The organism is Marinomonas balearica (assembly GCF_004362145.1).
GTDB classification, from domain to species: domain Bacteria; phylum Pseudomonadota; class Gammaproteobacteria; order Pseudomonadales; family Marinomonadaceae; genus Marinomonas; species Marinomonas balearica.
The window spans coordinates 459393-472478 of sequence record NZ_SNXC01000010.1 but is presented as its reverse complement, the minus strand read 5'-3'; the positions used below and the strand labels follow the sequence as shown (position 1 = coordinate 472478).

Below are 13086 nucleotides of genomic sequence, written 5' to 3'. Positions count from 1 at the left end.
ACCTTTTATGGCTCTATCTCCATTAATTATTTTCGACTACGACGAGCAACTTCTTCACGAAGCAAATCTTCGAATTGGGTTATACTCATTACACCTAGGTCTTCGCCCGAACGAGTTCGAACTGCAACCTGATCGTTTTCAACTTCTTTATCACCAACAACAATTAAGTATGGGATGCGTTGAAGAGTATGCTCGCGAATTTTAAACCCGATCTTCTCGTTTCTCAAGTCCAGTTTTGATCTAAACCCATTAGAATTTAGGGTTTTTTCCAATTTTTCACAGTATTCGGTCTGACGATCAGTAATATTCATGATCACCACCTGCTCAGGCGCCAACCAAACTGGGAACGATCCTTCGGTTTCTTCTATCAATATTCCGATGAATCTTTCCAATGACCCCACTATTGCTCTGTGCAACATTACAGGTGTTTGGCGAGAGCCGTCTTCAGAAACATACTGTGCGCCTAAACGAGTAGGCATCGAGAAGTCTACCTGAATAGTACCACACTGCCAAACTCGGCCAATAGCATCTTTCAAAGAGAATTCAATTTTAGGACCATAAAAAGCACCTTCTCCAGGCAACTCTTCCCAATCCAATTCAGCGACATTTAGCGCATCCGCCAATGCTTTCTCTGCTTTATCCCATACTTCGTCAGAACCAACCCGCTGTTCAGGGCGTGTTGAAAGACGATATACGATCTGCTCAAAGCCGAAATCCGCATAAACATCATGAAGCAACTTAATAAACTCAGACACTTCTGATTGAATTTGATTTTCAGTTACGAAAATATGTCCATCGTCCTGAACAAAGTTACGAACACGCATGATCCCATGCAATGCACCAGACGGCTCATTGCGATGACATGAACCAAACTCCGCCATTCGGAACGGTAAATCGCGGTAACTTTTAAGGCCTTGGTTATAAACCTGAATGTGACACGGGCAGTTCATTGGTTTAACCGCATAATCGCGATTTTCCGAATGCGTCGTGAACATGTTTTCCTGATACTTACCCCAATGGCCAGACTTTTCCCAAAGTACACGGTCAACAATCTGAGGGGTTTTTACTTCCTGATAGCCATTATCAAGTTGCTTTTGACGCATATACTGCTCAACAATTTGATATAAGCTCCAGCCTTTAGGATGCCAAAACACCATACCTGGTGCTTCTTCTTGAACATGGAACAAATCAAGTTTTTTGCCTAATTTTCGATGATCACGCTTTTCAGCTTCTTCGATACGCAGCAAATACGCTTTTAGCTCTTTTTTATCTGCCCACGCCGTTCCATAAACACGCTGAAGCATTTCATTATTGGAATCTCCGCGCCAATAAGCTCCAGCAAGTTTCATCAATTTGAAATGACGAAGTACACGAGTGTTAGGGACATGTGGCCCACGACACATATCCATGTATTCCTCATGATGATACAAGCCCACCTCGCTTACCGACTCATCCATATCATCAATAAGCTGAACTTTATAAGTTTCCCCTCGTTCTTCAAACTGGCGACGAGCATCTTGAATTGACGTCATTTTTTTAACAACGTCATAATCCGTTTTGATAAGTTCGCCAATTCGCTTTTCGATTGCCGCCATATCATCAAGCGTAAACGGACGTTCAAATGCAACGTCGTAGTAAAAACCTTCATTTATAACTGGACCAATTGCCATTTGGGCTGTTGGAAATAATTGCTTAACAGCATGACCAACGAGATGGGCAAATGAGTGGCGAATGATTTCAAGGCCTTCCTCATCCCTACCCGTGATAAGACTCACATCAGCATCTTCGTCAATAACTTCACAAGCATCAACGAGTGTTCCATTAATTTTTCCCGCAACTGTCGCTTTCGCAAGCCCAGGACCAATATCCTCAGCAATTTGCATTAGCGTTACAGGTTCAGAAAAAGTACGTTGGCTGCCATCTGGCAATGTAATTACAGGCATTTTTTTCCCCTATCGGAGTCAGTGGTGCTCCATACCAGAGAGCACATGGAATTTTGAGCGGTATAAACTAACATTTTTTATAAAAACATGCGAATCCAATTCATATACCCGCCCCATACCCAACTTAAAAGAATGCAAATAAATCAACCTTTTTTTCTACAATTTAGGCATGGACATTCTCCACACCCAAGGTAAAATGACGCCGTTTCACAACCAACTAGCTCAAGGCCTTATGGATTACACTCTTTTAGACGACTATTGCACAGATACAACACAATCTGAGCCTGATTTACTCGTTGAGTTAGTAGAAAAGACTTACTCGGATATGGGGTATCCAAACAAACTGTCTGGAAAAACCATAGGTCGAACCCTGAAACTTCTCGCCAAACTCACTCGCCCCAAAAGAGCCCTTGAGATTGGTATGTTTACTGGGTACTCCGCCTTGTCTATAGCAGAAGGAATGGCGGAAGATGGCGAACTAATTTGTTGTGAAACCAACCCTCGGGCAATTGAATTTGCTCAACGTTTTTTTGACCGCAGCCCATACGGAAAAAAGATTCAAACTCAGTTTGGCCCTGCACTTGAGACAATTGAAACACTAACGGGTGAATTTGATTTTGTCTTTATTGACGCAGACAAACGCAACTATTTAAATTATTACGAGGCAGTTGTCCCACTTGTTCGCTCCGGCGGACTCATCATCATAGACAACTCTCTATGGCAAGGACGCGTTTTAGATCCCATTGAAAATAGCGACATAGCAGTTGACACTGCTAACAAACGCATTTTCAACGACGAACGAGTCGAAAACGTACATTTAAACGTACGAGACGGCTTAAACCTTATCGTCAAACGTTAAACCACACTACTAGAACCTTTCTCTCCACCTTCTTTACCCAAGATGGTATGGGGAGTTATTTGCTATTAAAAAGTTAATATAGAGGCAACGATCTTGGTCGTTTTTAAGATTACTAACACGATTACCGGAAAAAACTATATTGGAACGTCCTTCAACAGCGGGTTCCAGCGCTTCGAGCAATATGTCGAGGCTTCTTCTGACGAAGAATTAACATACCCACTGTATGAAGACATCCGCGCTAGCGGAGCTGACGCTTTCGTAGTAGAAGAACTGTTCGAAACTTCTGACAAAGAAGAGTTATACGAACTAGAACAAGACTATGTTTCTATCTACAACGGTGAAAGCCTCCGTGGATACAAAATAGGCCAAAGCTCAGTAAAAGCGAAGACTTTTGACTTCGGCAAAAAAGCCATGTTCGACACCAGCGGTAACTCTAACGCTGAAGCAGAAAAGAAAGCAGCCAAAAAAAGCGCTCGCAAAACCGCCGCTTCAGCGAAGAAAATCGAGCTACCAGCAAAGCCTGAACCGACACCCAGCACAAAGTCTTTCTTCGGAGAGCTAATCGGTGAAGATCGATTAGACTCCCCTGCGACAGCAACCATCGCCGACCCAAAAAAGCCGTCCGATGTCAAACAAGTTAAGCGAACAAAAGCAAGCTCAGCAACCTTACAGAGAATGCTTAAAGAAGCAGAAAAACAAGCCAAAAAAGAAAGAGAAGATAAGTTAAAAGCCGCTCAACAAGAGCAAGCAGAAGAAATGTCTATGATTATGGCAAAAATAGACACTACATCTAAAGTCGCCACATCAGCTTTCCGAAGAAGAAAAGGCTAAATAGCAGCCTCCAAAAAAAGCCAGCCAACCAAGGCTGGCTTTTTTATAAAAAGCTACGCGCGAGCCTTCTTGAGCGTCTCCGATATCATAAATGCCAACTCCAACGACTGATCTGCATTTAATCTTGGATCACAGTGAGTATGATAGCGATCTGCTAGATCTGCCTCTGTTACTTGGAACGCACCACCTACACACTCAGTCACATTCTGGCCCGTCATTTCAAAATGCACACCACCTGGGTAACTCCCTTCCGACTGATGCACCTCAAAAAATTGCTGAACTTCACGCAGAATATCATCAACGCGACGCGTCTTATAACCTGAGCTCGCCTTACATGTATTTCCATGCATCGGGTCACTACTCCAGACAACATTCTTACCTTCTTTTTGAACCGCCTGAATAAGCTTCGGCATCCCCTCGGCGACTTTATCAGCCCCCATGCGCACAATAATATTTAAACGCCCCGGAACGTTATTTGGATTCAAAATATCACACAGACGAACCAAATCTTCTGGATTCATAGACGGACCCGCTTTAAGCCCAATAGGGTTTTGCACACCACGAAGAAACTCAACATGAGCACCGTCCAGTTGACGCGTACGATCCCCTATCCAAAGCATGTGTGCAGAGCAGTCGTACCACTCTCCGGTCAAACTATCCTGACGCGTCAAAGCCTCTTCATAAGGCAAAAGAAGCGCCTCGTGGGAAGTGTAAAAGTCAGTCTCTTTTAACTGCCCAACTCCTTCACCAATACCACACGCCTCCATAAACTGAAGAGCATCGTCAATTTTATCAGCAACCCCCTGATATCGAGCTCCAGCAGGACTAACCTTCAAAAAGTCCAAATTCCATTTATGAACCTGATGCAAATCAGCAAAACCGCCCTGAGCAAATGCACGCAACAAATTCATTGTCACCGCACTTTGATTGTAAACCTTTATCAATCGCTCAGGATCAGGAATACGTGCCTCAGGTGTAAAACCGATTCCGTTGATAATATCGCCACGATAGCTTGGCAGCTCAACACCGTCCACAATCTCAGTACCAGCTGATCGCGGCTTTGCGAACTGCCCCGCCAAACGACCCACCTTTACTACCGGACACTTTCCAGCATACGTCATTACGACAGCCATCTGCAGCATAACTTTAAAGGTGTCTCGAATATTATTGGCGTGAAACTCTGCAAAGCTTTCAGCACAATCTCCGCCCTGCAACAAAAACGCGTCACCATTCGCCACTTTAGCCAAGTTACGACGCAGTTGCCGAGCCTCACCTGCAAACACCAGTGGAGGCATTCCAGACAAAGTTTCCTCAACTGAATTTAATACACCTAGATCCGGGTATTCTGGCTGCTGAAGCGCCACTTTAGACCTCCAGCTCGCTGTACTCCATTCACTCATTTTTATCACATCACTTAATTTTTTTATTTATACGACAATTCAGCACTTCCTGAAAAGCAACCTTTAGCGGGCAACCACCCACAGTATATCCGCATCTTCTTCGGATAATGAGACAACCATATGACCCATAGCTGCATCATAGTACACACTGTCTCCACATTTTAACTCTATAGGCTCGTAAAACTCGGAGAAGAACCTTATCTTTCCAGATAGTACCAGCAGGAACTCCTCGCCATCATGTCGAATCCACTCCTTAAACTCCTCTATCGCTCTGGCACGCACTTTCGTTTTGAACGGCACCATTTTTTTATGACTAATAGAAAAGTTTAGAAGTTCATGCTCATAAGTTGACGTAGGGTGAGGCTCACCTTTCCCTTTACGTGTAATATCACGCCTTCCTGCGATAGATTGATCAGAGGATTCAACAAAAAGCTGAGGTAAATCCATCCCCAACCCTTTAATCAACTTTTGAACTATCGTAAAGCTTGGAGACACTTGGTCGTTTTCAATCTTAGACAAAGTCGAACGCGCAATCCCAGTCCTCTGACCGACTTCTTCTAGCGTCCAACCCTTTGCAAGCCTAATTGCTTTTACTCGTTTACCAAGCTCAAGCGGTTCGACGAATTTATCAGGTTCTGAAGATGTTGCCGTTTCCAGCGAAGGGCGACTAACCATGAATACTCCTACTACCCTTGCCACACTCAAACAACATAAACCCTCCTTTATAAAGACGGTCCAATTTGCCCTATAGCAGCATTTAAAATGAAGACTGGCTAAATAAATTGTTCCATCGCTGCTTCACAACGCGTCAAATCAAAGCCGCTCAGCTCGACATGCTTGCGAAGACTGGAATAGTTGCCACCTGATTTCACGCCCGACAATATCCAAAGAACAGAAGATCGCGTACCGGTACGGCAAAAGCTCAACGTTTTTTTATTTAAATTCAACAGTTGAGACTGAGCATCAATATGCTGCTGTGAGAGAGTTTTAAAATCAAACGCATTTTCGACGTATTGAACCCCAAGCTCTAAAGCCTTTTCAGCCAAATCACTCGATAATGGCTGATCTTCGGACTCTGCATCGGGCCGATTATTTATAATCAACTCAATACCATCCTTTGCAGCAAGCTCCAAATCTTTAAGCGTAAGCTGAGGAGACACTGAATAGCGTTCACCTAATTTTGTAATTGTCATAACCACCTCGGTACACTTTCACTTCAACAGATTAATTCCGGTATAGCACCTTAATTAGATGAAAACCAAACTGGGTTTTTATAGGCCCCTGAATCGTCAATAAAGGTCCATTAAATACAGCTTTATCGAACCCCGCAACCATATCCCCTTTACGAAACTCCCCCAAATCCCCACCTTTCTTTCCGGATGGGCACGTTGAGTGCTTCTTCGCTAATTTGTGGAAATCCTCACCCTTATTGAGTCGAACTTTCAGCTTATCTGCTTCAACTTTACTTTTTACCAATATATGGCACGCACTAGCGGTCGCCATAATACCCTCCAAGACAACTCTAAATAACAACGTTAAAGTATAACCCGTTATTTGGAGTAATTGTTATCCATTTACGAATGAAAAAAAACCACCAAAGAGCCACTAAAAACGCGCAAAATAAGCATAAACACGCACACTGAGACTACATTTTTTAACACGCCCCAAGGCGTAACATTGGTATTCTTAGAAAAGATTTAAATACGAGAGACGTACACAAAATGAAATTGATTGCAGATGCACAAGAGTTATCAATCATCCTCATTGAGCCCTCTAAAGCTCAGCAAAAAATCATCCTAAATGCACTGCATGAATCCGGAGTAACAGATATCGACGTGGCAGAAAATGTCGCATCAGCATCAAACACATTAACAATGCACACCCCCGATTTAGTTATTTCATCGATGTACCTTGAAGATGGCACTGCAAACGACATAATTGATTTTATAAGATCCACTCCAAGCACGTCCGATGTACCCTTTATGCTTATTTCAAGCGAAAGGAAAAGAGAATCTTTAGAGCACCTTCGACAAAATGGTCTTCTAGCCGTACTCCCTAAACCTTTTTCTAGCGACGATCTAGACACTGCCATAAAAGCAACCCTCGATCTAAATAATGAAGAAGAAATTGAGCTTGAGTTTTTTGACCCCCGAGAACTTAAAGTGCTAATCGCCGATGACAGTAATATGGCTCAAAAACACATCTCAAGAACACTTCAATCAATGGGAATTATGTATATTGATCGCGCTGATGACGGACGCGCAGCACTAGCACTCTTAGAAGAAAAGCAGTACGACTTAATCATTACAGATTACAACATGCCAGAAATGAACGGCATTGAGCTTGCAAACCATATTAAGAACTCACCTGCACATTCTCACATTCCCGTACTAATGGTCAGCTCAGACGCAGATACGCCACAACTATCCAATGTCACTAAAGGCGAAGTTGATGCCCTATGCGACAAAACATTCACACCCAACACTATCAAATCACTTCTACATAACCTACTTGGCTAACCCTATTTAGCCAAGATATAAAAAAAGGAAGCTTTCGCTTCCTTTTTTTATATCTTGTATCTTTCAGCAATGACAGTGAATCTCGCGCTAATTCAACTCACAACATTGCGCCACTAACTCATCAACAATCACTTGATTTGCTGCAGGGAATTGCAAGTCATTTAACTCGCACACCTGAACCCAAGAAACATTTTGACCTTCAGCGCCCGCAGGTTCCCCTTTAAACGCCTCAACTAAATAAAAGTACAACACAACCGACTTATCTTCATAGTCATGACGCACTTCTTTAAACAATGTCGCTGACGATACAGCAATAGCACATTCTTCCAAGAGCTCACGACATAATGCATCATAAGAAGACTCGCCAGCCTCACACTTCCCTCCGGGAAACTCCCACAAACCACCCTGATGTTTAGCTTCATCTCTAAACGCCAAAAATATGCGATCATCCCTTTTAATGATGCCAGCCGAGACTTGGATCAACGTCACGTTCTGTATTCCGCATTAATTGTCACATACTCGTGAGACAAATCCGTTGTCCACACCGTATCTTCACCATCGCCAACACCCAAATCCACCAAAATATGAATTCCGTCCGGATTCATTGCCTCTTGACCCTGCTCTTCAGTATAGCTATCTGCACGACCACCTTGAGCCACAATTGAACATCCATTAAGTGAAATATTCACTCGATCCACATCCAAGCTTTCAATCGGAGCACGGCCAACAACAGCCAAAATACGCCCCCAATTTGGATCTGATGCAAACAATGCCGTTTTAACCAAGGGCGAATGGGCAATTTCAAAACCTACTGCAGCAGCATCATCTTGACTTTTCGCCCCAATCACCTCAACTGTCACAAACTTAGTCGCCCCTTCACCATCTCTTACAATGGCGTGTGCCAATTCTTGCATGACGTCAGTAAAAGCCCGCTCAAACGCACAACCCAACTTGGACTCAACATCCAAAACCTTCTCATTACCCGCTAAACCAGTAGCAACAGCGATACACGAATCATTGGTAGATGTGTCACTGTCGATTGTAATGCGGTTAAAGCTTTTATTAGTTGCTCGTTTGAGGACACCTTGCAATACATTTTGATCAATTGCGATGTCAGTAAAAACATAGCCCAACATTGTAGCCATGTTAGGGCGAATCATACCCGCCCCTTTCGAAATACCACCAACAGTATAGTGGACTCCATCAACTTCGAATCGACGGTACGCACCTTTTGGCAATGTATCCGTCGTCATAATACCTTCGCCAGCATCACGCCAACCTTCACCCTTAAGCGAAGCCAATGCCGCTGGCAGGGCATTTACTATTTTATCAGTCGGTAGAGGCTCACCTATTACACCCGTTGAAAAAGGGAGCACCTCAGAAACATCACATTTTACAATTGCAGCGAGGGCTTCACACGTCAACAAAGCATCCTGATACCCCTGCTTTCCTGTTCCCGCATTCGCATTGCCAGTGTTAATCACCAAATACCTTGGCACAGATAACGCCAAATGCTCGCGACACAAGCGAACAGGAGCCGCACAAAACGCATTTTGTGTAAAAACACCTGCCACACTCGCACCCTTGTCGATTTCAAATACAACAAGATCCTTTCGAGATGCCTTTTTAATGCCCGCCTCAACCGCTGAAAACCGAACACCTTCAATATGAGGAATTGCAGGAAAAGAGTTTAAACCAACAGCCATTCTAATCTCCCCCTTACACTAACCGACCGTGACACTGCTTGTACTTTTTACCCGACCCACAAGGGCAGGGTTCATTGCGCCCGACTTTAGGTACGGAAGACCCCGACTCTTCTGACGACTGATTGTCTTCTCCAAAAGCATTTGATTGCTGATGTTGCACACTCATTTTGAGCTGCTCCTCCTGCAACCTTCTCGCCTCTTCAATCTTTTGTGCTTCTTCTGGAGACTGAACTCGAACTCGCGCAGTTATTTGAATCACTTCGTACTTAATTTGCTCCAATAGATTCTGGAACAACTCAAAGGATTCACGCTTATATTCTTGTTTAGGGTTTTTCTGAGCATATCCACGTAGGTGAATCCCTTGACGCAGCATATCCATTGTTTGCAAATGCTCTTTCCATAGAGTATCAAGCACCTGCAATAAAACTTGCTTCTCAAATGCTCGAATAGACTCAGCGCCCGCCACTTCTTCTTTCGCTTTATAATCTTCAATGAAACCATCAAGAATTTTTTGACGTAACGGCTCTTCGTAGAGTTTTTTATCCGCTTCTACCCAAGCTTTAATTGGCAATTCAAGCCCAAACTCATTCTTAAGCTTCTCTTCCAGCCCTTCAAGATCCCATTGATCAAACATACTCTGAGGCGGAATAAACTCATCAACAACCCCAGCTACAACCTCCTCACGCATAGACTCAATCGCGCCAGAAAGGTCATCAGAAGACATCATATCGTAACGCTGAGTATAGATAACCTGACGTTGATCATTAGCAACATCATCATACTCAAGAAGCTGCTTACGAATATCGAAGTTTCTACCTTCCACTTTGCGCTGAGCTTTTTCAATGGCGTTAGAGACCATTTTATGCTCAATCGCTTCACCTTTTTCCATGCCCAGCGCCTGCATCATTTTTTTGATACGGTCAGACATAAAAATACGCATTAGGTTGTCTTCAAGAGACAAGTAAAAACGTGACGAACCAACATCACCTTGACGACCCGCTCGACCACGAAGCTGATTATCAATACGGCGCGATTCGTGACGCTCAGTACCAATAATATGCAATCCGCCTGCCGCCAATACGGCCTTGTGTCGAGACTCCCAATCTGATTTCAATTGACTTATTTGAGTTTCGGTCGCACCCTCACCCAAATCAGCCAACTCAGTTTGAAGGTTGCCGCCCAATACGATGTCTGTACCACGGCCAGCCATATTGGTTGCTATCGTAACAGCACCCGCACGTCCGGCACCTGCCACTATCTCAGCTTCCCGCTCATGGTGCTTAGCATTAAGAACATTATGCTCGATGCCCACTTTATTCAGATAACTTGAAAGCAATTCAGAGTAATCAATTGACGCCGTACCAACTAAAACCGGACGCCCTTGCTTAACAATCTCCTCGATATCCTTAACGATCGCCTCAAACTTTTCTTGGGTTGACATATAGATCAAATCATTATGATCTTTACGCTGCACAACTTTGTTGGTCGGAATAACAACAACAGTTAATCCATAAATTTGCTGGAATTCGTACGCTTCAGTATCAGCCGTCCCGGTCATCCCAGACAGTTTCTCATACAATCTAAAATAATTCTGGAACGTGGTGGAGGCAAGGGTTTGACTCTCTGCTTGAATCGCAACACCTTCTTTAGCCTCTACAGCCTGATGAATACCTTCAGACCAACGACGCCCAGCCATTGTTCGACCAGTATGCTCATCAACAATAACTACCTGACCGTCCTGAACCACGTAATCCACATTCTTTTTGAAGATAACATGCGCACGCATAGAGGCATGGACATGATGCAGAAGAGCCAAATTGGACGCAGAATAAAGACTATCACCTTCTTGAAGCATATCTTGCTCTACCAGCCACGCCTCAACGAACTGATGACCATCTTCTGTCAGCTCAATATTTTTCTGAGCCTCGTCAAAAGTGTAATGCCCAACTGCAACTTCTTCGGCACCTTCAACCTCTTCCTCTTGCTTTATTAGCAAAGGAATCAGCTTATTGATTTTTTCATATTGCTCAGAACTGTCTTCAACGGCGCCAGAAATGATTAAAGGCGTACGCGCCTCATCAATCAAGATCGAGTCAACTTCATCGACCACCGCAAAGTTAAGATCACGCTGCACACGATCTTCCATTCTGAAAACCATGTTGTCACGCAGATAGTCGAAGCCAAACTCGTTGTTTGTGCCGTACGTGATATCGCTCAAATACGCCGCTCGCTTTTCTTCTTTCTCCTGGCCAGCAAATACAACGCCGACACTTAAATCAAGAAACTCATACAATGGGCGCATCCAGTTTGCGTCACGCTTCGCAAGATAATCATTCACAGTAACTACGTGAACACCTTTTGAAGTTAACGCATTCAGATAAACAGCCAAAGTTGCTACCAGGGTTTTACCTTCACCAGTACGCATTTCAGCGATTGATCCCTTATTGAGAACCATGGCACCAATTAGCTGAACATCAAAATGTCGCATCCCCATGATTCGCTTACTGGCTTCTCGCACGGTTGCAAAAGCCTCAGGGAGAAGTGCATCTAACTCCTCTCCTTTATCTAGACGCGACCTGAACTCTGATGTCTTAGCCATAAGTTCATCATCATTTAGGGAGGAGAATGCCTCTTCTAGTTGATTGATCTGATTAACAACTTTTTTGTATTTTTTAACTTCTCGGTCATTCTTTGTACCGATAACTTTCTTAATGACTGTTCCTAGCATCTTATTTCAACGTCGCTAAATTTATAGTGGTTAGAGTTTAACATGGTAATGTGGGGCAAAACATGAAATAACAAGTGTATAGACACAAAAAAGCCAGACTTTAGTCTGGCTTTTTTGTGTCTATACAACTGACTGCATATTTTGCAGTCAATTAATTTGCCGCTACAGGCTCAACAAAAGAAATAGGCATCTCTTGCGCTTCATCTTCAAAGGAAACATATTCCCAAGCATCTTGACGCTCAAGTAAAGCAAGCAACAATTTATTATTTAACGCATGACCCGACTTATGAGCTTTGTACTCACCAATTAAGCTATGGCCTAACAAGTACAAGTCACCGATTGCATCTAGCACTTTATGCCTAACGAGCTCATCTCTATAACGAAGCCCTTCATCGTTCAACACTTTGAAATCATCAAGGACAATCGCGTTATCCATATTGGCGCCACGAGCCAAATCGTTATTCTTAAAATACTCTAGATCTTTCATAAACCCAAACGTACGGGCACGACTGATTTCTTTTACAAACGTCGTCGTAGAAAAATCTATTGATGTATTTTGAACATCCTCACCAATCGCAGGGTGATCAAAGTCGATGGTAAACGATAACCTAAAGCCTGAATGTGGCTCCAAAATGGCATATTTATCACCTTCATCAACTCGTATAGGTTTAGTAATACGAATGAACTTCTTCGGTGCATCCTGCTCTTCGAGGCCAGCCGACTGCAACAAGAAGACAAATGGACTGGCACTGCCATCCATCAATGGGATTTCACTAGCGCTAACCTCAACATAGGCATTATCAACACCCAAGCCAGCCATTGCTGACATAAGATGTTCAACTGTACTTATCTTAACGTCCCCAGAACACAGAGCAGTAGCAAAGTTCGTTGAGCCAACAGCGCGAGCATCGCCGACTATTTCTAAAGGCGGCTCAAGATCTGTCCGCACAAATACAATACCAGTATTAGCTGGAGCTGGCTTAAGTGTTAAATACACTTTTTCACCAGAGTGCAAACCAACCCCGGTAGCGCGGATAATATTTTTCAGTGTGCGCTGACGTACCATTCTTTTCCTACAGTTTCATTACAGACAGTTAATT

12 protein-coding genes are annotated in these 13086 nt (G+C 43.5%); 3 read left to right on the top strand and 9 right to left on the bottom strand.

The annotated features are described in order from the left end of the window. Window positions 1-26: 26 nt before the first annotated feature. Window positions 27-1943, bottom strand: a complete 1917-nt coding sequence (gene thrS, locus DFP79_RS07320; protein WP_133503272.1) for a threonine--tRNA ligase — start codon at window positions 1941-1943, stop codon at window positions 27-29. A 232-nt stretch (window positions 1944-2175) separates the two neighbouring features. Between thrS and DFP79_RS07315 the strand changes: the two genes are divergently transcribed. Further along, window positions 2176-2802, top strand: coding sequence for an O-methyltransferase (locus DFP79_RS07315; protein WP_133503312.1), 627 nt, complete (start codon window positions 2176-2178; stop codon window positions 2800-2802). A gap of 93 nt (window positions 2803-2895) precedes the next feature. Beyond that, window positions 2896-3633, top strand: coding sequence for a GIY-YIG nuclease family protein (locus DFP79_RS07310; RefSeq protein WP_133503271.1), 738 nt, complete (start codon window positions 2896-2898; stop codon window positions 3631-3633). Between the two features lie 53 nt (window positions 3634-3686). Here DFP79_RS07310 and DFP79_RS07305 read toward each other — a convergent pair whose 3' ends face one another. The 4 genes from DFP79_RS07305 to ppiC all read right to left on the bottom strand — a co-directional run bounded on the left by DFP79_RS07305 (window position 3687) and on the right by ppiC (window position 6536). Next, on the bottom strand, window positions 3687-5033 hold the full coding sequence (locus DFP79_RS07305) for a class II 3-deoxy-7-phosphoheptulonate synthase (protein ID WP_133503270.1): 1347 nt from the start codon (window positions 5031-5033) through the stop codon (window positions 3687-3689). Window positions 5034-5096: 63 nt separating this feature from the next. Continuing rightward, the gene (locus tag DFP79_RS07300) at window positions 5097-5708 is read right to left on the bottom strand and encodes a helix-turn-helix domain-containing protein (protein ID WP_133503269.1); all 612 of its coding nucleotides are present in this window, start codon (window positions 5706-5708) and stop codon (window positions 5097-5099) included. A 98-nt stretch (window positions 5709-5806) separates the two neighbouring features. Continuing rightward, the gene (locus tag DFP79_RS07295; RefSeq protein WP_133503268.1) at window positions 5807-6226 is read right to left on the bottom strand and encodes a protein tyrosine phosphatase family protein; all 420 of its coding nucleotides are present in this window, start codon (window positions 6224-6226) and stop codon (window positions 5807-5809) included. 31 nt (window positions 6227-6257) lie between these two features. Next, on the bottom strand, window positions 6258-6536 hold the full coding sequence (gene ppiC / locus DFP79_RS07290; RefSeq protein ID WP_133503267.1) for a peptidylprolyl isomerase PpiC: 279 nt from the start codon (window positions 6534-6536) through the stop codon (window positions 6258-6260). Between the two features lie 218 nt (window positions 6537-6754). Here ppiC and DFP79_RS07285 point away from each other — a divergent pair, with 218 nt between their 5' ends. After that, complete coding sequence (locus DFP79_RS07285) at window positions 6755-7552, top strand: response regulator transcription factor (RefSeq protein ID WP_133503266.1); 798 nt, start codon at window positions 6755-6757, stop codon at window positions 7550-7552. A gap of 87 nt (window positions 7553-7639) precedes the next feature. Here the strand turns inward: DFP79_RS07285 and mutT are convergent, their stop codons facing one another. From mutT to lpxC, 4 genes are all read right to left on the bottom strand, one after another. Next, complete coding sequence (gene mutT, locus DFP79_RS07280; RefSeq protein WP_133503265.1) at window positions 7640-8041, bottom strand: 8-oxo-dGTP diphosphatase MutT; 402 nt, start codon at window positions 8039-8041, stop codon at window positions 7640-7642. After that, on the bottom strand, window positions 8038-9258 hold the full coding sequence (argJ, locus tag DFP79_RS07275; protein WP_133503264.1) for a bifunctional glutamate N-acetyltransferase/amino-acid acetyltransferase ArgJ: 1221 nt from the start codon (window positions 9256-9258) through the stop codon (window positions 8038-8040). The genes mutT and argJ overlap by 4 nt, the downstream gene beginning before the upstream one ends. A gap of 13 nt (window positions 9259-9271) precedes the next feature. Then, complete coding sequence (gene secA, locus DFP79_RS07270) at window positions 9272-11986, bottom strand: preprotein translocase subunit SecA (protein WP_133503263.1); 2715 nt, start codon at window positions 11984-11986, stop codon at window positions 9272-9274. A gap of 151 nt (window positions 11987-12137) precedes the next feature. Next, complete coding sequence (gene lpxC, locus DFP79_RS07265; protein ID WP_133503262.1) at window positions 12138-13052, bottom strand: UDP-3-O-acyl-N-acetylglucosamine deacetylase; 915 nt, start codon at window positions 13050-13052, stop codon at window positions 12138-12140. Window positions 13053-13086: the final 34 nt, after the last annotated feature.